The 23,064-nt window shown below is 39.9% G+C and carries 19 protein-coding genes; 7 read left to right on the top strand and 12 right to left on the bottom strand.

The window, feature by feature from the left end:
- Positions 1-19 precede the first annotated feature (19 nt).
- The 5 genes from ACWF5P_RS18235 to ACWF5P_RS18215 all read right to left on the bottom strand — a co-directional run bounded on the left by ACWF5P_RS18235 (position 20) and on the right by ACWF5P_RS18215 (position 5,255).
- Complete coding sequence (locus tag ACWF5P_RS18235) at positions 20-1,162, bottom strand: acyl-CoA dehydrogenase (protein WP_260357561.1); 1,143 nt, start codon at positions 1,160-1,162, stop codon at positions 20-22.
- Between the two features lie 60 nt (positions 1,163-1,222).
- Positions 1,223-1,834, bottom strand: coding sequence for a TetR/AcrR family transcriptional regulator (locus tag ACWF5P_RS18230; RefSeq protein WP_137019767.1), 612 nt, complete (start codon positions 1,832-1,834; stop codon positions 1,223-1,225).
- 211 nt (positions 1,835-2,045) lie between these two features.
- Complete coding sequence (locus tag ACWF5P_RS18225) at positions 2,046-2,801, bottom strand: hypothetical protein (RefSeq protein ID WP_434169489.1); 756 nt, start codon at positions 2,799-2,801, stop codon at positions 2,046-2,048.
- A 28-nt stretch (positions 2,802-2,829) separates the two neighbouring features.
- Complete coding sequence (locus tag ACWF5P_RS18220; RefSeq protein ID WP_249593703.1) at positions 2,830-3,876, bottom strand: cytochrome d ubiquinol oxidase subunit II; 1,047 nt, start codon at positions 3,874-3,876, stop codon at positions 2,830-2,832.
- A gap of 17 nt (positions 3,877-3,893) precedes the next feature.
- Positions 3,894-5,255, bottom strand: a complete 1,362-nt coding sequence (locus tag ACWF5P_RS18215; RefSeq protein WP_101221965.1) for a cytochrome ubiquinol oxidase subunit I — start codon at positions 5,253-5,255, stop codon at positions 3,894-3,896.
- 369 nt (positions 5,256-5,624) lie between these two features.
- Between ACWF5P_RS18215 and ACWF5P_RS18210 the strand changes: the two genes are divergently transcribed.
- Positions 5,625-7,073: an FAD-dependent oxidoreductase gene (locus ACWF5P_RS18210; protein ID WP_434169657.1), complete on the top strand. Its 1,449-nt coding sequence runs from the start codon at positions 5,625-5,627 to the stop codon at positions 7,071-7,073.
- A 92-nt stretch (positions 7,074-7,165) separates the two neighbouring features.
- Here ACWF5P_RS18210 and ACWF5P_RS18205 read toward each other — a convergent pair whose 3' ends face one another.
- The 3 genes from ACWF5P_RS18205 to ACWF5P_RS18195 are packed head-to-tail and all read right to left on the bottom strand — an operon-like array spanning position 7,166 to position 10,795.
- The gene (locus ACWF5P_RS18205; protein WP_434169488.1) at positions 7,166-8,278 is read right to left on the bottom strand and encodes a Ger(x)C family spore germination protein; all 1,113 of its coding nucleotides are present in this window, start codon (positions 8,276-8,278) and stop codon (positions 7,166-7,168) included.
- Positions 8,275-9,369 (bottom strand): GerAB/ArcD/ProY family transporter, encoded by a 1,095-nt coding sequence (locus tag ACWF5P_RS18200; RefSeq protein ID WP_434169487.1) that lies wholly within the window; start codon positions 9,367-9,369, stop codon positions 8,275-8,277. The genes ACWF5P_RS18205 and ACWF5P_RS18200 overlap by 4 nt, the downstream gene beginning before the upstream one ends.
- Positions 9,341-10,795 (bottom strand): spore germination protein, encoded by a 1,455-nt coding sequence (locus ACWF5P_RS18195; protein WP_434169486.1) that lies wholly within the window; start codon positions 10,793-10,795, stop codon positions 9,341-9,343. The genes ACWF5P_RS18200 and ACWF5P_RS18195 overlap by 29 nt, the downstream gene beginning before the upstream one ends.
- A gap of 277 nt (positions 10,796-11,072) precedes the next feature.
- Between ACWF5P_RS18195 and ACWF5P_RS18190 the strand changes: the two genes are divergently transcribed.
- The 4 genes from ACWF5P_RS18190 (at position 11,073) to ACWF5P_RS18175 (ending at position 15,499) form a co-directional block, all read left to right on the top strand.
- On the top strand, positions 11,073-12,527 hold the full coding sequence (locus tag ACWF5P_RS18190; protein WP_434169656.1) for a spore germination protein: 1,455 nt from the start codon (positions 11,073-11,075) through the stop codon (positions 12,525-12,527).
- An 18-nt stretch (positions 12,528-12,545) separates the two neighbouring features.
- Positions 12,546-13,637 (top strand): GerAB/ArcD/ProY family transporter, encoded by a 1,092-nt coding sequence (locus ACWF5P_RS18185; protein WP_434169485.1) that lies wholly within the window; start codon positions 12,546-12,548, stop codon positions 13,635-13,637.
- Positions 13,634-14,719: a Ger(x)C family spore germination protein gene (locus ACWF5P_RS18180; RefSeq protein ID WP_434169484.1), complete on the top strand. Its 1,086-nt coding sequence runs from the start codon at positions 13,634-13,636 to the stop codon at positions 14,717-14,719. Before ACWF5P_RS18185 ends, ACWF5P_RS18180 begins: the two co-directional genes overlap by 4 nt.
- Positions 14,720-14,947: 228 nt before the next feature.
- Positions 14,948-15,499, top strand: a complete 552-nt coding sequence (locus tag ACWF5P_RS18175) for a RidA family protein (RefSeq protein WP_434169483.1) — start codon at positions 14,948-14,950, stop codon at positions 15,497-15,499.
- 110 nt (positions 15,500-15,609) lie between these two features.
- Here the strand turns inward: ACWF5P_RS18175 and cysI are convergent, their stop codons facing one another.
- Positions 15,610-17,328, bottom strand: coding sequence for an assimilatory sulfite reductase (NADPH) hemoprotein subunit (gene cysI, locus ACWF5P_RS18170; RefSeq protein ID WP_101221957.1), 1,719 nt, complete (start codon positions 17,326-17,328; stop codon positions 15,610-15,612).
- A 26-nt stretch (positions 17,329-17,354) separates the two neighbouring features.
- The gene (locus tag ACWF5P_RS18165) at positions 17,355-19,169 is read right to left on the bottom strand and encodes an assimilatory sulfite reductase (NADPH) flavoprotein subunit (protein WP_452445138.1); all 1,815 of its coding nucleotides are present in this window, start codon (positions 19,167-19,169) and stop codon (positions 17,355-17,357) included.
- A 328-nt stretch (positions 19,170-19,497) separates the two neighbouring features.
- Here ACWF5P_RS18165 and ACWF5P_RS18160 point away from each other — a divergent pair, with 328 nt between their 5' ends.
- Both ACWF5P_RS18160 and ACWF5P_RS18155 read left to right on the top strand, forming a co-directional pair.
- Positions 19,498-20,406 carry a LysR family transcriptional regulator gene (locus ACWF5P_RS18160; RefSeq protein ID WP_402942614.1) on the top strand — a complete coding sequence of 303 codons (909 nt, stop codon included), beginning with the start codon at positions 19,498-19,500 and terminating at the stop codon, positions 20,404-20,406.
- Positions 20,407-20,715: 309 nt separating this feature from the next.
- A complete protein-coding gene (locus ACWF5P_RS18155; protein WP_434169481.1) occupies positions 20,716-21,030 on the top strand; it encodes an iron-sulfur cluster biosynthesis family protein in 315 nt (104 codons plus the stop codon).
- A gap of 246 nt (positions 21,031-21,276) precedes the next feature.
- Here the strand turns inward: ACWF5P_RS18155 and sigH are convergent, their stop codons facing one another.
- Both sigH and ACWF5P_RS18145 read right to left on the bottom strand, forming a co-directional pair.
- Entirely contained in the window at positions 21,277-21,924 is a 648-nt protein-coding gene (gene sigH, locus ACWF5P_RS18150; protein ID WP_230176366.1) for an RNA polymerase sporulation sigma factor SigH, read from the bottom strand.
- A gap of 629 nt (positions 21,925-22,553) precedes the next feature.
- Positions 22,554-23,057 (bottom strand): DinB family protein, encoded by a 504-nt coding sequence (locus tag ACWF5P_RS18145; RefSeq protein ID WP_434169480.1) that lies wholly within the window; start codon positions 23,055-23,057, stop codon positions 22,554-22,556.
- Positions 23,058-23,064: the final 7 nt, after the last annotated feature.

Raw genomic sequence — 23,064 nt, 5'->3', positions numbered from 1 at the left:
ATTTTACGTTCCGTAAAGATTAACAGCCTAATTGCCTTGCGATAACGAGTCTTTGAATTTCGGATGTACCTTCACCAATCTCCAATAACTTAGCATCTCTTAAATAGCGCTCCACCTCATATTCACGCATGTAACCAGAGCCGCCGTGTATTTGAATAGCTTGATTGCTGGACCGGAACGCGGTCTCACTTGCAAAAAGCTTGGCATATGCCGCTTCCTTTGCAAAAGGTTTTTTATTGTCTTTTAACCATGCAGCCTTATATACCATATTCCTCGCCAATTCAATTTCCATCGCCATGTCTGCAAGCTTGAATTGAATGGCCTGGAAATTGGATATGGTTTTACCGAATTGAACGCGCTCTTTTGAAAAAGCTAAAGCTCTATCAAAGGCAGCCTGGGCGATACCGACGGCCAAAGCAGCAATGGAAATCCTTCCTCCATCAAGCGTGAATAAGAATTGTTTGAACCCTTTGTCTGGATCTCCCAGTAAATTTTCCTTTGGCACCCGGACATTATCCAGAATGATTTCACAAGTATTGGAAGCTCGAACTCCCATTTTTTCATAATTGCTATTTATCGTCAGCCCTTGGGTATCGGTTGGCACGATGAATGCCGAGATGATATTTTTGCCCTTGGAATCTTTGCCCGATACAGCCGTGACGGTAACCGTTCTTGAATAGCTGGCATTTGTTATCCATGTTTTCTCGCCATTAATCACATATTCATCACCCTCCAACACGGCAGTAGTTCTAGTACCGCCAGCATCGGAACCAGCATTAGGCTCTGTTAACCCGAAAGCTGCCAGGGTTTCACCGGTCGTGATTGGAACCAGATATTTTTGCTTCTGTTCTTCGGTTCCAAAGTAGTAAATTGGACTTGCCCCGAGCGAAACGGCTGCTGCATAACTTAAGCCGGTTCCCCCGCATGCCTTTCCAACCTCTTCAACTGCAATGGCATACGAAACCGTATCTCCGCCCGAACCGCCATATTCTTCAGGAAACGGAATTCCAAGCAACCCGAGTTTCCCCATTTTTTTGAATACATCCTCCGCAAACATGGACTTTGCATCCAACTCTATAGCAATGGGTTTAATTTCCTTTTCGGCAAATTCCCTAACCATTTCCTTAATCATCTGCTGTTCTTTTGTAAGTGAAAAATCCATATATTCATTCCCCTTTCTATTGAGACCGACTAGTTGGTCTGTACAAATCAAATTTATAGTTTAATCCATAACAACTTGGTTCTTCAGTAAAAATGGCTGCGTGATTTCCGCTTCTTTTTGTTTATCTATCAATAGGGCATTCAGAATTAAATCTACGTAAATATCACCGATTTCATCTATCGTTTTTCCACCGTCCCTTTTGTACCATTTGTAGGACCAGTTCACCATGCCCAGAATTGACATTCCGGTAATTTCCACTGGCAATTCGCTGCGGAATACTCCCTTGTCAATACCTTCTTTGATAACGGAAAAAATGATTTCTTTATACATTTGGCGCTTTTTTTTGATTGCTTCAACATAGGGCGGTTTTAAGTAAATGCTTTCTTGATAGAAAACTGAGATGTGTGGTTTATAGAGGTCAAAAACTTTAACAAATGATTGAATGATCTTTTGCATTTTTTCTGTTGGATGGGTACTTTCTGAGATGGCTTCCTGTGCTTTTGTTAAAACATATGAAATAAAGTAATCATGGATGACAAATAAAAGTTCATCTTTGGAAGAGAAATGGTGATAAAAACCTCCCTTGCTAGTTCCGCAAGCCTTAACGATTTCGTTAACGGAGACACCATGAAAACCATGCTGATCGAAGAGCGTCAACGATGTTTCAATTATTTTTTCTTTTAACTCCGTAAGACTGCACCTCCTTCTTGTATCCGCTTACATTTAACGACATAAAGAAGATGTGGTTATGTAGTTAACTGGATTTATTTAGATTTTACCAAATATTTAAAAATTGTCAATTTTTAATTATCAATAAAAAAACAGCCCTCAAAACCAAGAGCTGTCAACCTACTTTATTTAGTAATGCATGCGATACATATTGTCATTCACTACCCTTGACCGGTTTAACCTGTGCTTTTACAAGCTGCCATCCATTGTCATACTTCCATACTGATTTAATCTTCAAAATCGGAACAAGTTCATCTGAACCTTTTACGTTTTGGACTCCCATAAGTGCTTTTCCTTTTCCAAAAACTGTCTTGAGATCCAATGAGGAGTATGGATCAACAAAAAGCTCAGTCGGTTCATTTAGTTTTCCATTTTGATAAATGCCCAATTCATCATACGCTTGTTTTCTGGAACTGACATCTATCACCACAGGTTTTTGACCTTCGATAATGATTTCCGCTTTGTATCCGTCAAGAAATTGTGCTATTACGGGAACGGATGGAGGGACTTCCAGTTCCTTTACTTTTCCATCCTTGAACGTATAGGCGTAACTGGATATCAACCGCTCTCTGCCTTCCATCAAAATCGTGACCAATACATCCTGGACTCCATCATTATTCAAGTCCGCCACCTTTAGGTCTGGAGTATACCCAGCTTCAAGCGGGACGCTGATTGTATGGCGATTGCTTTCCACACTTAACTCAATTTTCTTCAGAAACTTGCTTCCTTCCTCAAATGGCAGTCCCTGAACCTGGATGATGTCTATTTTCTGGTCACCTGTTACATCTCTTTTTGTTGAAATATATGTGCCATCTACCTGAAAATTTTTATCATGGGCTTCAACCGCTTGATAGCTCAAAAATAGTGAGATGACTAAAACCGCATATTTTAGCAGATCTAACTTTTTCATAGTGATAACCTCGCTTTTCAAAGATGAACTAATTTGACATTTGTCGCCGTTTGAACTTTCGACGCTGATCTTTCATGAAGATGGACCAGAAATAATAGAACCCTGGCACTAATATCGCAAAGCCCACGATATAAGTGGCAAACACGGCCCGGAATGAGGTTGGATCGGTAAATCCTGAAAGAATCGTGACATTTGGATATATGATATAAGGTAAATGTGCGATACCATAAACATAGCTTCCGATTAAATACTGTATGATGATCGCTATTACAGCGAGGCGAGGCATCCCTTTAACCTCCTGCTTAGAAAAATAGGGTAAGTACAGTGCTATCCCGCTAATGATGAAAAAAATGAGCGAGACGAATAACAATCCAGAGTTTTTCATCATTCCTTGGTAGATCCAATTCGCTTCGTTTCTTAACGTGAGCATAACCAACAAAGCCATGACCAACATAAGCGGGCCCGTTATCATCGCATCTCTGCGATATATTTTGTATGCTTTCATTTCATCGGCCTGTTTTGAGTAATCGGACAGGAGCAAAGATGATAAAAAAAGCGTGCTCATAATTCCGAACCCCACAAATGCATACTCATTTGGACTCGTGAATAGTTTAGATAGATTCAATTCTTCATTTCCTCTTACACCTTCAACAAATCCAAGGTGGGTGATTGGCAATACGCTGATTAATAGCCCGGGTATGATCAATCCCGTCAATCCTGAAATATACGTTAACGCTTTTTCATATTTGTCTACGCTATGCGAGAAAACCAAGAAAGCACTCCTAATACATAGCAGGACAAGTATCAGGCTTGCAGGAACGATCAAGGCTACCCCTATCGGGAAAACCGCACCTGGAAATAAACTGTAAATCGCAATGACAAGACCAACGACAAAAGTATTAGTCACTTCCCAAGTTGGTGATAAATAGCTATTTGCGATCTTGGTAGCATTCGTTTCTTCTTTTTTAATGTAAGTCATTGCCCAGAAGCCAGCGCCGAAATCCATAGAGGCCATGATGGCATAAAGAAAAATAAAGCCCCAGACCAGTGTTATTGCAAGAAGAGCATCACTCATTCGCCTTCCCCCCCCTTTTATGAATTTGAATCGAAAAGCCTAACATCTTTCTGTTCGGCCTTATATATATCATCCATCACGGAATGACGTTTGAAATAATACAAAAGTGTAAACACGACAGAAACGCATAAAATGATATATACAATAATGAACATCGTGAATAAAAATCCAAGGTTTTCGTACGAAGTGACAGAATCCTCCGTGGTCAGCATCCTGTATATCGTCCATGGCTGTCTGCCTGTACAGGCAAAAATCCAACCGCATTCAATTGAAATCACAGAAAGCGGCCCTGACGCAACAAACAGCCAAAGAATCCATTTCGGATATGTCTCCTTTTTCAGCCATTTATTCCATACCAATCCAAACAGTGCCAACGCGATTAAGCCTGAACCAATGATGACCATGGCGTTGAACAAGATATGGACATAAAGCGGGGGCCAATACTCTTCCGGAAAATCGTTTAAACCGGTCACGACCGTATCAAAGCTATTACCAGATAGAAAGCTTAATAACCATGGGAATTCAATCCCATACTTCACTTCCTGTGCTTCCCTATCGGTATAACCAAACAAGGTAAGTCCGGCATGGTCCTGTGTTTCAAACAACCCTTCTGCCGCCGCCAGTTTTTCCGGCTGTTCCCTATATAAATGCTGTGTAGTCGCATGACCGTTCAATGCCGTCAAAAAAGAAAAAACCAAACCCAATACAATACTGAGTCTCAGTGCTTTTTGGTGAAAGTTAAATTCAGCAGTGCCATATTTATTTTTCAGCATCTTATAGGCTGCAACGGATGCTACGACAAAAGCGCCTGTAGTATAAGCAGTCAGGGCCGTATGTCCCGCCGTCACCAAGAAACTTGGGTTGAAAAATGCCGCCCAAGGATCGACATCGACGATCTCCCCATTTTCAAACCGGAACCCAGCCGGTGTCCCCTCAAAAGCATGGACATTCGAAATCAATACAGCCGAAGCCAATGCTCCGAATGCAACAAAGAATAAACTCACGATCCGGGCCCATGGCTTGATTTTTTCAGCAGCATACACGTAGATTGACATGAACAGCGCTTCAACCATGAATGCATAAATCTCGATCTGGAATGGAAGCGCCATGACACGTCCAATCACTTCCATGAACCCCGGCCATAATAGTGACAGCTGTACACCAGCAATCGTACCAGTCGGAATGCCGACCCCAAGCAGAACCCCTAATGTTTTCGTCCAGCGTTTAGCCATGACGACATACTGTAAATCCTTTGTCCTTTGATACATCAATTCCGCTGCCAACATCATCATCGGCAACCCGACGCCGATCGTTGCAAATATGATATGTACAGCCATATTCGTCCCGAACATCGCACGGGCCATTTGTATATGATCCATACTGTCTTCCTTTCTAACCTTTGTCTCTTGGTAGTATCTCCTCTAGAAAGGAAAATATTTAATAATATTCCACAAACTAAGTTTTCATAGGTTTTACAGAAGGTCAGCTTTTTACTTAATTTTACTTAATGATGTTTTTAGTTGATTGTTTAGCAGATATTCTATCGAGGTTATTTTTGATATATATTACGTGGATTTCAGCAATGCGCTAATAAAATTTCACTAAGCATTTAGATGACAAATTATTGAAGATTCTTCATAAAAGGTGACCCTATAGGAATAAGATAGCGTAAATCCCATATAGAAAGTGTAACAAGAGAGGAGAAAAACACTTTGTCCTTTTTCAAAGATCCGCTATCACCCGATCAAATGCTTGCTGTGATCAGAAATGGCCTGGGGCCTTCCCCAATCCCCAAAAAAATCATTATCATTGGTGCCGGCATGTCTGGGTTGGTTGCAGCATCGCTTTTAAAACAAGCGGGGCACGAAGTAACGATATTGGAAGCAACCGGGCGGGTCGGAGGGCGTGTTTTAACCATTCGGGAGCCATTTTCAGAAGGTTCCTACCTTGAAGCCGGTGCCATGCGCATTCCGAATTATCATTACTTAGTTGCTGAATACATCAAGAAGTATGGTTTACGTGTCAACACTTTTGTGAATGCCACTCCTAATGACCCCATTTATGCCAATGGAATTAAGACGACCGCTGCCATATACCAACGGAACCCGGATATACTTAGGTACCCTGTAGCTCCACATGAAAGAGGTAAAACAGCTGAAGAATTACTCAACATGGCAATTAAGCCTGTGACTGACTTCATCATTCAAAACCCACGCAGAAATTGGGAAATAGTCATTAAAGAGTTTGATAAGTATTCCATGAGCTTCTTTTTACAGTACAATCCAGTCGGAATCAGTCTTTCAACAGGGGCGATTGAAAGCATCAAAGTCCTGATGGGTTTAGAAGGATTCCCGGAACTTTCTTTTCCTGCCATACTTCGGGAGCTGATGCCGCTCTTTAATCCAGACATAGAATTTTATGCAATCGACGGAGGAAACGACCGGCTTCCAAATGCCTTTCTACCGGAATTGAAGGATAATTTAAACTTCAGATATGAAGTGACAAAGATCATCCAACATGATAATCAAGTCACCATCCATTCCAAACATACTCAAAGCCAAAACCCCTTAACGGTTACTGGTGATCTTGCCATCGTGACGATCCCACTTCAATTGCTGCAATTTATAGATATTGAACCCCGGAATTCCTTTTCCCATAATAAGTGGAAGGCAATAAGGGAACTCCATTATGCCGCTTCCACAAAAATTGGACTCCAGTTCACGCATAGGTTTTGGGAAAAGGAAGGAATCTTCGGCGGTAAATTGACGACCGATTTACCTATTAGATTTTCTTATTACCCCAGCCAAACTAGTAACCAGAGTGAATCCGGTATCATTCTAGCAAGTTATACATGGGAAGATGACGCCACTTTATGGGATATACTTCCAGAAAATGATCGTATACAACACGCATTGAAAAATTTGGCAGTGATCCATGGAAAACAAGTATATGATCATTTTTTATCAGGAGCTTCTTATAGCTGGACACTGAATCAGTATTCCTACGGCGCTTTCTCCATGTTTAAACCTGGTCAGGAGACGGACTTGTTTCCATACATCCCAACCCCTGAAGGAAGGGTCCACTTCGCAGGTGAGCATACATCAACCGTACCTGCTTGGATTGAAGGAGCCATTCAATCCGGCATCAGGGTTGCACATGAAGTGACGAATTTGCCAAGAACGTTCGGTCTGCCTTGACTGTTCCTTTTCTTTGGCTATTAAATAAACGATAACTTAAGTGCATCGACAGAAGAACCTTCCATTTGGAAGGTTTTTCTTCTTATGATCATTCACTTTATCCCTCCTTTTGAACCAAAGTCTACGATCCTTATGTCCACTTCATAATTAATATCGGCTTTACTGAAAACTTCGTCCCATTTATTCTTATTTTTCTCCCAAAACTTTGGATGCTGATTTTGCACATAACGATACAATCCTGCTACCCCTGTTTTATAATCATGCTGTAATTTATATACGATTTTCCTTACATCCTTTTTCACTTCATCCTCGGCAATACGCTCAACCTCTTTTAAATAGGCTTTTTCAAAAGAATTCTCCTTACCATACCAATCTTCCGAAAGTCTTCCTGTGTACCCGACCTCAATATTGATCGTCAAATGATCACCGTTCAATTCCGTCGTGATTTTCCTCCTTGTCCTATTGATCACTTCGACACTTAAAGGCTTACCGTGTTGGACCGCTTCGATTATTCCGCCCTTTACTTCTCCGTTCAACCAATTTAATGCAGCAATATCTTCATCATTCATGACCCCGACCAACTTTGAATTGTTGATCACCCCTGCACCCTCCAAAATTAATTTCCCACCCCTAATATCAACGGCCTGAATGGCAAAGCTTCCATCTGACTGCAAATTTGAGGATGCTTTGCCCAGTGTTAAAGGCGGAAGTATCTTATTCGTTCTGTTCTCATTATCTTTCAATTCATAGATTACATTCGAAGGGATCTCCCCATCTTCGGATCGTCCCAAAATTTCTTTTGTCGGTCTCTTTGTTAAATAAACATGACAGCTTCTCCTTGTATTATTATCGCGTATTGACTGATTAATGATCGCTTCCATCGGGATTTTCCTTAATACATCTTCATTAATAAGGATGATACGCTGATGATTGGTTAATACCGTATTGGTTATGAGTAAAGAATCCCTAATTGCTTCATGAAGTGTTTTGGCACTGACGGTAACATTTTTATATTTTTGTTGGGCCTGATTCTCCTGAACACTATTTCCTGGAGGCACCAGAATTTGCTGTGTTAACATGATTTCGTCCTTCTTTTTGCTTTTATCGATCCCCACTCCAACTACAAGGGATAACTCTTCAATATTTTCACTGTCCCAACAGCCTGTAAGCAAAGGAATAAGCAAGATCAACCATAATCTTTTCATCCGCTTCTTCTACTCCTTTTCAATTGAACGATTACGAATGTAATAATTGGTAAGCCAATCAATATAACCGGAAATAGATATCCTAGCAAATCGCTCATTTTTAAAATTCCAGTTATATCTTTAGGGATTTTGGCCAGAAGAAAAACGACGGGAACCAAAACAATAAGGTTCGTTGTATATGAATTGCTAAATATTTTCGTCATTCCTTCTGCTGCAAAGTAAAAGTAAATTGCATGTGTTAAAAAAAACTGAAGAATCCAAGTGATTAAGAGAAATAGTTCCATACGCTCTAAAAATATCCCTTTTACTTCAAAGGACTGAATAAAAGAAATGGTTGGCAAAGTAACCGCTTTGACTTCCGGGACAGTCAGTGTAGCCACTACCAATACATATGTAATCACATATAAAATCAGCGGTATGAAAAAACCGATTAAAACGCCACTTTTTATCTTGTTTTGATTTTTAACGACGCCAAACAAAAAGATGAAAAGTTCAATTCCAAAAAAAGACAAAGTTCCGGAGCCCATTCCTTTCATGACAGGTAGAAATCCTTTCGCAAGAACAGGCTGGAGGTTTTTTATCTCTACTATCCTGAGACTGAACAAATAAATGAGCAAGACGATGACTATTGTCAAAGGAAGAAAGAAGACACAAGCCTTTGCTATGGCTTTTATTTTGCCGGTCAAAAGATGCACACTCGCTAAAATCATGGAAAGTATCACGATTTCAACTGGTGTTTCCTCCAACAAATAAAACCGCACCATTTCACTCATCGCAAGAACTTCAAAGCTGGCCACGCCTATAAAGTACACCACCACTACCAACCCAATAAGTTTAGAGAGCCACTTTCCATATGCCTCCTCCATGTACGTGTAATAGTTAGCGACCTTATGTTTTTTTAACAGAACAACCAATAAGCATAACAAAAGGGCAATAGCGATCCCATTTAAAATCAAGACGATCCATCCATCGGTCGAATGGATTTTTTCCGTTAACGTTCTCGGAAGGGTCAGCATTCCAATTCCTAACATACTGCAAGAAATGATCGCAGCCAATTCGCCACTAAGAATTTTGCCGTCGGACTGGCTCAAAAGAATCCCCCCCTTTCTTCCGCTTCGGTAACCGCAGGAACGCATCTCTCCAGGTCTTTTTACCGATAAAATCCATTGGTTGAAAATAAGGTTCTTGGAAGCTCGTCAATTTTGACAAATGGCTGATAACGATGATAAAGAATAATGTGGTTCCGTATAAACCTAAAACGGCGGCAAAAATCATCGCCCCGAACCTTAATGCCCTGAACGCCAGTCCAAAGCTATATTGCGGGACCGTAAAAGAGGTAATCGTCGTGATCGAAACGATTATGACCATCAGGGAACTTACAATATTGGCTTGAACTGCCGCTTGTCCAATAATGACCCCGCCAACCAATCCAACCGTTTGACCAATGGGCGATGGGAGCCGAATACCTGCTTCGCGAAGCAGTTCAATCGTCAATTCCATGATGATAGCTTCAACAAACGGCGGAAAGGGAACGTTCTCCCTTGTACCCGCGATCGTCATCGCCAGTTCTGACGGAAGCAATCCAGGGTTGAACGATACTAAGGAGATATAAATCCCTGAAAGAAATACGGTAACAAATAATGATAAATAGCGAAGTATACGTAGAAAAGAACCCGCTACCCACCTTTCATAATAATCATCAGGTGACTGCAGCAACATCGTCATCGTCGTTGGTGCCATCAGCGCAAATGGCGAGCCGTCAACCATGATGACCACCCTTCCCTCCTGCAGTGCAGCCAATACTTTATCCGGACGCTCCGTATTTTGGATTTGCGGGAAAGGGGTTAACGCTGTATCTTCAATTAATTCCTCGAGCATCCCCGAGTCTTGGAGATCAGTAGCTTTCACTTCATTTATCCGTTTATTCACTTCTTTTAGCAAAGAATCGCTAGCTTTTCCTTCATAATAGATCAATGCAACTTCCCGTTTTTCCATCGTCCCGAACTTCTGTTGTTGGACGATAAGGTTGGGATGGTTCGAATATTGCCTTATCAAGCCGATATTTTCTTGAAGACTTTCGATAAACCCAAGCTTCGGTCCCCTGACAACCCTCTCTGTTGAAGGTTCACCCAGTGTACGAACTTTTTCCTTTTCCAGATTCAAGACATAACCATTTACAATTCCATCTATAAATAAAAGCGTTTTCCCATCAAAAATATACTCTATGCCTTTTTCATATGTTTCAACATCCTGTTCCCTGACTGAACAGATTTTGGAAATGACGAGCTGCTCGATTGAAACCGGGTGCGATGTTTCGACTTGCGCAGCTGATAAATCCAGGACTATATCATTGAATGCAGGGTAATCCATCGTTCCATTTAAAAATACGAATAATCCTGAAATTTCATAACCGGGAATGAATACCTCTTTAAAAACGACATCAGCCTGCATATTCAATTCAGATTTCAATTTTTCCTGTTTTTGATCCAATTTTATATGCAAGGGTTTACTTTTCATGGAGAACTCCTTTGGTTAAATGGGGTTTTTTTGTATCAGTTTCCTCTATTTTCATTTTTTTTATGCGAACAGGATATGGAGGCAGCTTTTACACCATTTTATTAATGATATCCCTTTCTATAGCGAGCGACATTAGCATCCAAAATGGTTAATTTGTAATTAAATTGCAAATGCTAGGATAATAAGTTTTAGTGCAGAGGTGACAGCATTGTTTAACCGCAGAAAGTTCAAAAAAAAACCCAATCAACCAAAAGAAAAAAATGATGAATTAAATAAAGTGTCGGAAGTAAGGGATCTATTCAATACTCTATCTTCATCCAATGATTTCATAAACCATCAAGGAACATATAATGGCATAGGCTACTGGGTCTCTTTTTATCGCTCTTTGATCGATGCACAGGTACTTCATGAAAGTGTTCTTTCTGTCATACCTACTCTGGAAACGATAAATTTGGAGCAAATAAAAGAAAACGTTCCTATTGAAAATACACTGATTACTAGAACCAAGGTTGTAATTGAAGAAAGAATCATGAGAGGCGAAATTGCACTTCGTTTAGATGGAAATCTTGATGAATGCCTATTAATCAATGTTGCGGCCCAACAAGGAAGACAAGTTGAGAAACCTGAACTTGAATTTGGAATCATAAGTGCTCAAGAAGCTTTTGTCGAGGATCTTGATATCAATCTGAATTTAGTCAGAAAAAGACTTCCTGTCCCTGGATTGCAAGTAAGTGAAATGACTGTGGGATACTTGTCTAAAACCAAAGTGGCAGTTTTATCGATAGAAGGAATCGTTGATCAGGAAAATGTCGATAATGTTATCCAAAGGATCAATGACGTAGAGTTTGATGAAATATTGGACGGGTCCTATCTCGCACAAATGCTATATGATAATTCAAATACCTTGTTTCCCCTTTTTCTAAATACGGAAAGGCCTGATCGCATCGCAAGTGCATTGGCTGAAGGTAAAGTAGCCCTGTTAATCGATAGGTCATCCTCTGCACTTATTACTCCAACCATTTTGTTGGAATACTTTATCACGATGGAAGATTATAATATGCCGTGGATTCCGGCATCTGCTTTCCGTTTATTAAGGATCTTCGCGGTCGCTTTTTCCATATTTGCTACTCCCATTTATGTAGCCGTGCTGACCTATCATTATGAACTGATTCCTAAAGATCTTTTGGAAACGATCGTCACTTCAAGGAACTTAATACCTTTTCAGCCTTTGATCGAAGCATTATTCCTGGAGATTTCCATTGAGTTATTACGGGAAGCTGCTGCTAGGCTGCCAACAAAGGTAGGTCAGACATTAGGTATCGTAGGCGGTATCGTTATCGGTCAAGCAGCCGTTGTAGCTGGTTTGACCAGTAATATCTTATTGATCATCGTTGCCCTCTCGGCCTTGGCATCATTTGTTACTCCCATTTATAAAATGGGTAATGCCATTCGGCTGCTGCGGTTCCCCTTCTTAATCGGGGCCCAAATTTGGGGGCTGCTCGGCATTACCATAGCAGCCGTGTTTTTGATGACCCACCTTATCAAATTAACATCAATGGGACACCCGTACCTCGAACCGATCTACCCATTTCGCATGCAAGATTGGAAAGACAGCTTTGTTCGGCTTCCTTTAAATCTTTTCAAGTCACGGCCTGTAAATTTACGTCCTGATGATATATCCAGACAGCAGCCCAAAAAAGCAAGAATCAAAAAAAATGATTTTAATGAATGATTTAAATGAGGGTCCTATATGAACCAAGCTGGAGTTAATGAAAAGTATAAAGTGTCACCGTTTTATGTATTTTTTTTAGTGCATTCAATGCAAACGGGAATAGGCGTTTTAAGTTTTCAAAGAGTTTTAGCGAAGACAACGGGAACAGATGGCTGGATTTCGATACTACTAGCCGGCCTGATCGTTCATATAATGATTTGGGTCATATATAAAATCTTCAGTATCGTCCCTGGTGATATCATTTCTGCCAATAATCATGCATTCGGAAAATGGATCGGGAATTTCTTCAGTCTATTATTCATTCTTTACTTTTTGATCCTAGGGATGACAGTCATGATTAGCTATATAAATGTCATACATGTATGGATGTTTGAAGAGGTACCTTCTTGGGCGTTTGCTTCAGTTTTTCTGATCCTGATTTATTATATAAATACGGGAGGGTTCCGAACGATTACGGGTATTACCTTTTTAAGCTCCATTTTGACATACTGGCTTTTATTTGTCCTATTCTATGCCATGAAATACTCTGAATTCACCAATTTGCTTCCTGTTTTCCACCACTCTCTAATGGATATATTGAAAGGAACCAGAAGTACTTCATTAACGATGCTTGGTTTTGAAACGATCGTTATGTTTTATCCGTTCATCAAAGATGCTAAAACTTCACAAAAATATGCTCATGGAGGGGCCTTAACAACAACCTTAATAACCGTATTCGTTTATTTAGTTTCAATTGTTTTTTATTCACAAAAACAGTTGGAACTGACTATATGGCCGACACTGACATTGACCAGTATTGTCGAATTGCCCTTTATTCAACGATTTGAATATATAGACGTTTCTTGGTGGGCCATCGTCATCATACCCAACATGACCATATCCTTGTGGGCAGCAAGCCGAGGTTTCAAGCGTTTATTCAATGTTCAGCAAAAGTATCCATTATTAGGAATGTCCATTATAATCCTGCTTACGAATATTTTTGTTTTTGATGTCGATTCACTATATATATTACGTAAAATCATCAATCCATACGGCGCACTCTTTGTTGCTTTATACTTGCCTCTTCTTTTGGTCGTCATTTATATAAAGAAAATGAGGAAACGTTTATGAGAAAATTATTTCTTGTTATATTGGCTTTTCCCCTCCTTTGCAGCTGTGCCGAGCCAAGGGTGGTTGACGAAGTCAATATGTCCCAAGCCATTGGCTACGATATACTTAAGAATGATCATGTCGAAGGAATGTTCGTCATCCCTATCTTCCAACAGGACAAGATGGGTAAATATCAAATCTTAACTGGAACATCGACGACAACAAGTGATGTCCAGGCTGTTGTTTCCAAAAAAGCGGATAAGCCGGTAATGCTTGGACAGACACGCATCGTTTTATTCAGCGAGAAAATGGTTCGTGAAATCGGAATGACAGAACTGACCGATTATCTCTACCGTGAGCCGCAACTTGGAAACAGGGTCATTTTGGCCATCGTGGAAGGAAAGGTCAAGAATGTCATAAATACGAAACCACCAAATACGAATGTGAATATTGGAATCTTTTTATCGGATTTGATAAATCAACAAAATGAAACGGGGAACGGACCCGATACTAACCTCCATCTTTTTTTAGGAAACGCTCTAGAAACTGGCGGTGATTCGTATCTTCCTTTAATTAAATTAATTAATAATGAAGTTGCTGTTTCTGGAGTGGCCCTATTTCATGAAAATAAGATGGTCACGAAAGTTCGAACCGATGATATGTTCATTTTCAAGACATTAGTTCAGCATCATAGGCGGGGAATATATAAATTCAAATTAAAAGATAAGAAAGAAAGCGATATCGTAGTGGAAAGTATCCGAAGCGGTTCAAGTTATCAGGTATCCGGCTCAGAGAAAAATCCCTCGATCACGATTAAGATCAAAATTAAAGGACAAATCAAGGAATCCATGCGAAGTGAAAACCTTACCAATAGAAAGATGATAAAGAAAATTGAAAAGGAAATGGAAGCTGATTTAACCAAGCAAGCAAACCGACTTATTAAAGATCTTCAGAAAAAATCCCTTGATCCAATTGGCCTTAAGGAAAAATATCACGCCAAAAATAAAAAACTGACCTATGAACATTGGAAAAAGATTTATCCGGTGATGGACATTAATATAGAAACTAAAGTGAACATCATCCAAACCGGGGTCTCAGAATGATGAAATATCGATAGGCCATTTAATATTCTTCATCTGATTGGAAAATTACTTTCAAATCAAATTGTGAACAGAGAAGTAATTTAACTGGTTGACTGGCAGGTGCTTTTGAAACATGGTTAGCCGGATTCATGCAGAATTATTAAAAGAAGGTAAAGTCCCTTCTAAAGCAGCACAAATGAATCAAATCATTTACCTATCGTTGTTACATAAATAACAGGAGGTGACTTTATGAAAACACCTATGAAATCGATCATCGCTGCCTCAGTATTAAGTGTGAGTTTAATCGCAGGATTCTCTGTTGCTTCCGCAGATAACGAAAAAGATGAATTGAAATCGGATAAAGTGACCTTCTTTGGGTCCCCAACTTCTGAGATTTCCAGTTCAGTTGCTGTACCTCAAAGTTATAACCGGATATTGTTTAGCGGAACAGTAGCCCCTCTTTTAAACAAGGATGGAAAAACCACTTATGAGAGATATGGCAATACAGAAAAGCAGGCAATCGGGATTTTAGAGAAATTAGGAGCAGATTTGAAAACAAAAGGACTTTCCCTTGCTGATGTAACCTATCTGCGTGTGTATGTCGCGCCAGATCCGAACAAAGGAGATGAACCAGACTATCAAGGTTGGTTCGATGCCTATGCTCTGTTCTTTAATACAAAAGAAAATCCAGTGAAAACAGCCCGTTCAACAGTAGGCGTAGAAAGTTTGGTTTCGCCGGATTTCCTCATTGAGATTGAAGCAGAAGTAGCCTATCAAAATAACAGCAAGTCAAATAAATAGGCGATAGCTGTGTATGGTCATGATTCAACATATCGGTGTTCCAGGCACACCGGAAAACCTTTGAATACCAAAAGAGACAGGAAGTTATTCCTGTCTCTCGTTTGTTTTAATCAATCATGAAAATTCGTTCCATCCGTCACTTCTTTGACAATGCCAGCATTGATGACAAAGTCGCCGAAATGCTCTCCTTGCTGACGTTCTTTTGCATAACGGGAAAGAAGTACACGCAGCTCTTTTAATATCTCTTCTTCACCGATGTTTTCACGGTACATTTTACTTAATCGGCTTCCGTCGAATGCAGCACCTAGATACATATTATATTTGCCAGGTGCCTTACCGATAAAACCAATTTCCCCAAGTGCATGTCGGGCACATCCATTCGGACAACCGGTCATGCGAATTGTGATTTCTTCGTTCCTCAGGCCGTTTTCATCAACGATGGTCTCGATTTTATCAAGCAGAACCGGCAAATAACGCTCTGCTTCGGCCATTGCCAACCCGCATGTTGGAAGCGCCACGCATGCAATCGAGCTGCGTCGGAGCGCCGAATGATGCGCACCATCCGTCAAACCGTATGTTTCAAGCAATTCTATGATCTTTTTCTTTTTCTGGCTTGACACATCTGCAATAATAAGGTTTTGATTGGCCGTCAAACGGAAATCACCCGTATGGATCTTTGCGATCTCGCGCAAACCGGTCATCAGCTTGTAATCATTGATATCGGCAATTCGGCCACCCTCGACAAATAGTGTAAAATGCCATTTCCCTTGCATTCCTTTTACCCAACCATAGCGGTCACCATTATTATCAAAATGATATGTTCTCTCTTCCTCCAGCTTCCAGCCTAAACGATTTTCCAGTTCAGCCTTTACCGCTTGGAGCCCAAGCCGGTCTACCGTATACTTGAACCGAGCATTTTTCCGTACGGATCGGTTCCCGTAATCTCGCTGAATCGTTATGATTTTTTCAGCCACATCCAGTATTTTGTCTGGCTGGCAAAAGCCGATTACCTTGGCTAGTTGAGGATATGTCGCCTTGTCACCGTGGCTCATTCCCATTCCGCCGCCAATCGCTACATTAAAACCAACGAGTTTTCCATTTTCAACAATTGCTATGAAGCCAAGATCCTGGGAGTAAACATCAATATCATTGGATGGTGGTACGGCAATACCTATTTTAAACTTCCTTGGCAAATAAAGCTTTCCGTACATTGGTTCGACTTCCTCCACTTCAGGAGAACCAACCACTTTTTCTTCATCCAGCCAGATTTCATGGTACGCCCTTGTACGCGGCAATAGATAATCACTCAATTTTTTTGACCATTCATATACTTCAGAATGGATTTCGGATTGAAATGGAATCGAATTGCACATTACGTTCCGGTTTACATCTCCGCATGCAGCAATTGTATCCAGCATGGAAGCATGGATTTCCTGAATGGTTTTTTTCATATTCCATTTTAAAATACCATGCATTTGAAACGTCTGTCTTGTTGTCAATTTCAAAGTTCCGTTTCCGTATTTCTGAGCGAGGTCATCCATAACAAGCCATTGAGAAGGCTGTGCTACCCCGCCGGCCATACGGACACGCAACATAAACTGATAGGCAGGCTCAAGCTTTTGTTTTTGACGCTCATTGCGCAGATCCCGGTCATCCTGCAAATAGCTGCCGTGATGTTTCATTAATCGGTTGTCATCATCCGGAATACCGGCGCTGATCCGATCCTGCATCACTTTTCCAAGTGTACCTCGCAAATAATCGCTTTTTTCTTTAATTTGCTCAACATCACTGGGCGGGCCTTCTGGTGCTTTTAATAGTGTTTTCACCATGTTGTTATCTCCTTTTCATTCAAATTTCAGTACACATCACGTTGATAGCGTTTATTCTGTTGCATTTCTTCAAGATAAGCCTTCGCATCAGCATGGCTCATATTGCCTTCTTTTTCAATGATCTCAATAAGCGTATTATGCACATCATGTGCCATGTTTTTCTCGTCACCGCAAATGTATACAGCTGCACCTTCTTGAAGCCATTCGTATAATTCCCCGCTGTGCTCGCGCATCCGGTTTTGAACATACACTTTTTCGTCAGTATCTCGTGAAAAGGCAACATCCATTTTCGTAAGTACACCTGTTTTCAACCACTTTTGCCATTCAGTCTGATAAAGGAAATCCGTCACGAAATGCTGATCGCCGTAAAAGAGCCACGTTTTTCCTGTCGCTTCAGCTTCTTCGCGATCCTGGATAAAGGATCTGAACGGAGCAATGCCCGTTCCCGGTCCAACCATGATAATTGGAGTGTCTGGGTTCTCCGGCTGCTTGAAGTTCTGGTTATGCTGAATGTAAACGGGCAGCGTGTCCCCTGGCTGTAATCTGTCCGCACATAAAATGGAGCAGACACCGTTTCTTTCCCGTCCGTGACTTTCATACCGGACGGCTCCGATTGTCAAATGCACTTCATCCGGATATGCGGATAAGCTATTCGCAATCGAATATAGACGGGCTGGCATTTTCCGGAGTATCGATACGAACTCTTGCGCCGATTCGCCCCATGTGCCAAAATCACGGACAAAATCAAGCAAATCACGGCCTTCACGATATTCTTTTAACCTTTCTTCATTACCAGGCTCTAAAAGCTCCTTTAAATCCTCGTTACCTGAAAGCTGTGCCGCTTGTTCAATGAGCGATTTTGTCAAAACCGTAATTTCAAAATCGGAGATGAGCGATTCCCTAAGCTGTCGAAGGTCTCCCTGCTTATTGACCTTCACGGTTTCTTCAGGGTCCCAATTGAGTTCCGTAAGAAGCATATCCACTAAATCCGAATCATTTTTCGGATAAACACCAAGGCTGTCACCAGGTTCGAATGTAAGACCTGAGCCCTCAAGAGATAACTCAAGATGATGTGTCTCTTTATTGGAGCCACGGCCGTTCAAATTTATATTTTCCAACACTTCCGCTTTAAACGGATTTGTTCTCGAATACGTTTGTTCACTTACTGAGGCTTTCGATGCGGGAACAGCAGCAATTGAACTGACTTCCCCTTCACTTAAACTAGAAAGTACTCCATCCAGCCATTCGCTAGCAGGCTCATCATAATCAAGGTCACAGTCCATTCTCGGAAATAAACGTGTCCCGCCAAGTTCCTCCAAGCGTTTATCGAATTGTTTTCCCGTTTCACAGAAAAACTCGTATGAGCTGTCTCCTAGCGCCAATACCGAAAAGCGGAGACCTTCAAGGCTTGGTGCCCTCCTGCCATGAAGGTACTCATGGAAGGACAATGTATTATCCGGAGGATCACCTTCTCCATGCGTGCTAACGGCAATCAGGAGATTTTTGACTTTTTTCAAATTGTTGACTTTAAAGTCACTCATGGATGAAATGGTAACCTGAAAGCCATTACCCTCAAGCTTACTCGCCGCCTTTTCTGCCAGCCCTTGAGCATTACCCGTCTGTGAACCAAAAAGAATGGTCACCTCTTTTGATATTGTCTTCCCGCCGCTTTGAGCTTCCAGTACCGGGGCGACGGCTGAACTGATATTCGAAACTGACAAAGATGCAGTCAGATAACCGCTCAACCAAATTTTTTGTGTTTCTGTCAAGCTTGGCAGTAGGCTGTTAAGGAGCTCTGCCTGCTCTTGATTAAAGGGACTGTTACTTACCTGAAGTTGCACGATTTCCACCTCACAAAGGGATATTAACTTATCTTAGTTGACTATTATGTATAACGAGTGGGTTTAAACATTTTTATATCCATCCATAAATTAATTAACTCGTTTACTCCTATAGACCAAGTCGGTTTTAACTGCAAAAAAAATAGTCATATAGGTTCATAGCTCGCAACAAATAAAAAATAAGGTTATAAAGGACAATAGCCTTCCACAGCCTATACTCTTCCTAAAATAAGTTTCTCATTAAAACTTTACTGGAAGTCACATCATTAGTAAAATATATATAATTTATTGTAACTATTAAGAATATTAATAATAAGGAGAAATTTCTATGTACTATGATGCTCTAAAAACATTCGTGACCCTTGTAGAGGTCAAGAATTTTACAAAAACAGCAGAAATGCTTCTTATGTCCCAACCAAGTGTAAGTTTACATATAAAAAAATTGGAGGAAGAGTTCCAAACGAAATTATTTCTCCGTTCTCCTAAATTCCTAAAAGTCACCTTGACGGGAGAAATTCTTTACGACCGGGCCAAGCAAATGATCACAATCTATGAACAGACCAGACAAGACATTCAGGAACACGATAGTTCCATCAAGGGCGAATTAAAGATAGGGGCAAGTTTTACAATAGGAGAGTATATCCTTCCTTCTTTACTCATCGACCTTCAAGAGGACTATCCTGAACTCGAACTTCAAGTCGTAATTGGAAACACGGAAGAAATCGTTCAAGCCGTTCGGCTATACAAAGTGGATATTGGCTTAATCGAGGGTCAAACTAATGAAAAAGAGCTTTCTGTCCACCCATTCATGCAAGACGAGCTATTCATTGTGTCTTCTAACAATCATGTACTCTCTAATAAAGACGAAGTGGAGATTACTGATTTACATGACCAAGCATGGGTAACCAGGGAAGTTGGATCTGGTACTCGTGAATACCTTAATCACGTCATACGATCAAACGGATTGAAAATTAAATCGATACTCACGATAAGCAGTAATCAAGGAATAAAAGAAACACTTATAAAAAACGGCGCAGGGCTGGCTCTGCTTTCCCGAAGTGTAATTGAAAGGGATGTACAAAATAAAATCCTTTCTATTATTCAGGTAAAAAATGAATCCTTTAACAGGACACTTTCGTACGTCTATTCCCCAATTATGGAAGATAAAAAGAATGTCAAGACTTTTATAACTGAATTAAACAAAAAATGGCCCATGAAAGCAAAGCCGATAGGATGATCTTTGCGAAGATTGCTGTTATAAAGTTACAGACTGGGAAATCCGGGAGCACGCTCTTAACAGGTTGCTTATGTAACCAAAACGGGGAAAAGTTGCATTAAGTAAATTTCGACAATAAAGCCGAGGTTTGCCTACGTTAAGGAAATATACTTAATTAAGAAGTCTGAGTAAATCCCAACTTGTCTTTCTTATACACATTAACTTATAAACAATTGGGTATACGAATAACTAGAGCAATCTTCTTTGGCTTGATTTTTGTTTTCCTTGGATAGATAAAAATAATATCAATTTTGTATGGGAGCGGGTTTAATGAATATTGAGATTAAAGAAGCAGCGATTGAACAACTATTAAAAGTGGATTATAAAGAGAATGAAGGTGTTCGTATCGAAGCCATTTATATTGGAAGCTGTTCGATTTATGTGGAACACGAATTGAAAATTGATGATAAGAACGAAGATGATGAGAGATTCATAATTGATGGGGTCCCCATCTTAATATCAAGTGAGTCTAAAAAGCATCTTCCGGATAAAGTATTTCTTGACTACAGTGATGGACTTGGATACAAATTATATACAGACGAAGAAACATTAAGATATAATCTCCAGTTGAATAGAGTGAATTGATTTAAAATGAACAAGTAAAAGCCCTTCTGTTTCAGTTGGGCTTTTTTGTGTTTATACTCAGGGAATTTATCATCGGCATTTACCTAGAGGGATTTTTATTTTCTCATAGGATAGCACTGCACTAATAGCCCCATTACCAGGAATGAATGCATTTAACTATTGTTTTTATCCATTCTATTTTTTATTACTGAATCGTTTCGAAGTTTTGCAAATAATAATGAATGAAAATTCAAAGAATTATAGTTATTATGCTTCCAACCTCCTGGACTCGAAGTACCGCTCCAACTTCCTTTTTACCCGCTGAAGTGCATTATCGATCGTCTTTTTTGGAACATTCAATTCCTTTGATATTTCAAAATAAGTTTTTCCTTCCAGGTACAAGTCCACAACACTAGTTTCCAACTCACTAAGGACTTCCGTTAAAATTAGCTCAATATCGCAAATTTCTTCTGATTTAATTAAGATCGTGACTGGGTCATTTTGTCTCTTTTCAGGGATTAGATCAATTAGGCACTGTTCCGACTCCCCTTGATTAGGCTTATACAATGAAACATAATTATTTAAGGGAGAATGCTTTTGGCAAATAGCCGCTTTAACAGCCGTTATGATTTGTCTTGTAATACACAGTTCCGCAAATGATCTGAAAGATGACTTTTTGCAATTCTTGTAGTCCCGAATGGCCTTATATAGTCCAATCATCCCTTCCTGATAGACGTCTTCCTTATCTCCACCCGTTAAAAAATACTTCAAAGCATTTGATTGAACGACACATCTGTATTTTTTAATTAAAAAGTCCAGTGCATCTTCATCACCATTATGGATTTTCCCAACCAACATTACATCTTCCATATGAGTATAGTTTTCCACTCGTTTCTTCTCGATGATTACACTCATTTATTTTCCCCCACTCACTTAATTGAGCCCCGACATAAAAGTTGCATTATCACTTCAATGTGTTAATTCAATATAATAATATCTCAGAAATGACGATAATGATATTCGCAAATAACGACATTTTTCAACAAAATACTGATATTTATAAGTCCTGCACTATATCTATACACTTTCAGTCAGCTTTAATTGATTTGGTAAAGATCTCGTCATTATAGTCGTTTTGTTTAACTCCTTATCATTGACGGATATAGTTGTGCCGATGGTTGTGGCAATTACGGTGGGGTTCAGGATATGGAAGCTTAATATAGCATAATTATAAATAATACTACTAAAGAACTATTCTGCAATAATGGTTTAACATAGCCTATTCAAAGGGAAAGACTGGAACCCATTCCACCTTTTACTTTTACATTTACTTCAATAGCTTTAATTAAAAAAAGGAAAATGCCATTTAAAACATCTTCTCTAATTAGCAGGTTTTATTTAAACCCTTCTTGACAAAATAAGAAAGCACCCTTCAAAGGATGCTTTAACATATTATTTAACTCGGTTATAAAATTGAAACTGGGATTTAATTATTCGCTAATGGCCCCGTTAGTTAAGGTCATTACTTAAGCATGCATAAGTTATTAAAGTGGTGGACTCTCCACACCTAGATGAATCCAATCTTCTTTTGGCGGTCCATATACCCCATAAGGTTTTATTCCTGCTTGACGCATCAGAACCGTAACTTGTCCGCGATGATGAACAATATGCTTGATTAGCCCCATAAGGATGGAAGCATTTGTTTCCTGTCTACCAAACGCTTCTTGTATTTGCTCTAGGGATGCGTCCGTCCATTGTTGTTCAATTATTTTGGCTGCGTGAGAACTTACATTTTTAAAAGTGATAGCAATTTCCTGTGCTGAAGAAGGGACGTTTTCCGAACTTTCTATCCGGTCTATCTTTAACCCGAAATGAGCTAGATAATCTGGAATATTCGTGGTGAAATGCCACACAATTCTTCCTAAAGTGCGACCTTCAGGATAAACTTGTTGTTCTAAAGATTCATCAGTCAAACTATCCAAGACATTTTGAGTGAGAATGGCTTCTTTATTCCATTCTTTAATAAAATCTGAAATTGTAATATACATATAATAC

The sequence above is a fragment of the Peribacillus sp. NPDC055009 genome, assembly GCF_053608705.1.
This window is presented reverse-complemented; position numbering and strand designations above follow the sequence as displayed.

Bases quoted from the DNA above. Each gene is read 5' to 3' on its own strand.
- ACWF5P_RS18235 (WP_260357561.1), bottom strand. From the start codon at position 1,162: ATGGATTTTTCACTTACAAAAGAACAGCAGATGATTAAGGAAATGGTT.
- ACWF5P_RS18225 (WP_434169489.1), bottom strand. From the start codon at position 2,801: ATGAAAAAGTTAGATCTGCTAAAATATGCGGTTTTAGTCATCTCACTA.
- ACWF5P_RS18220 (WP_249593703.1), bottom strand. From the start codon at position 3,876: ATGAGTGATGCTCTTCTTGCAATAACACTGGTCTGGGGCTTTATTTTT.
- ACWF5P_RS18215 (WP_101221965.1), bottom strand. From the start codon at position 5,255: ATGGATCATATACAAATGGCCCGTGCGATGTTCGGGACGAATATGGCT.
- ACWF5P_RS18210 (WP_434169657.1), top strand. From the start codon at position 5,625: ATGCTTGCTGTGATCAGAAATGGCCTGGGGCCTTCCCCAATCCCCAAA.
- ACWF5P_RS18205 (WP_434169488.1), bottom strand. From the start codon at position 8,278: ATGAAAAGATTATGGTTGATCTTGCTTATTCCTTTGCTTACAGGCTGT.
- ACWF5P_RS18195 (WP_434169486.1), bottom strand. From the start codon at position 10,795: ATGAAAAGTAAACCCTTGCATATAAAATTGGATCAAAAACAGGAAAAA.
- ACWF5P_RS18185 (WP_434169485.1), top strand. From the start codon at position 12,546: ATGAACCAAGCTGGAGTTAATGAAAAGTATAAAGTGTCACCGTTTTAT.
- ACWF5P_RS18180 (WP_434169484.1), top strand. From the start codon at position 13,634: ATGAGAAAATTATTTCTTGTTATATTGGCTTTTCCCCTCCTTTGCAGC.
- ACWF5P_RS18175 (WP_434169483.1), top strand. From the start codon at position 14,948: ATGAAAACACCTATGAAATCGATCATCGCTGCCTCAGTATTAAGTGTG.
- cysI (WP_101221957.1), bottom strand. From the start codon at position 17,328: ATGGTGAAAACACTATTAAAAGCACCAGAAGGCCCGCCCAGTGATGTT.
- ACWF5P_RS18160 (WP_402942614.1), top strand. From the start codon at position 19,498: ATGTACTATGATGCTCTAAAAACATTCGTGACCCTTGTAGAGGTCAAG.
- ACWF5P_RS18155 (WP_434169481.1), top strand. From the start codon at position 20,716: ATGAATATTGAGATTAAAGAAGCAGCGATTGAACAACTATTAAAAGTG.
- sigH (WP_230176366.1), bottom strand. From the start codon at position 21,924: ATGAGTGTAATCATCGAGAAGAAACGAGTGGAAAACTATACTCATATG.
- ACWF5P_RS18145 (WP_434169480.1), bottom strand. From the start codon at position 23,057: ATGTATATTACAATTTCAGATTTTATTAAAGAATGGAATAAAGAAGCC.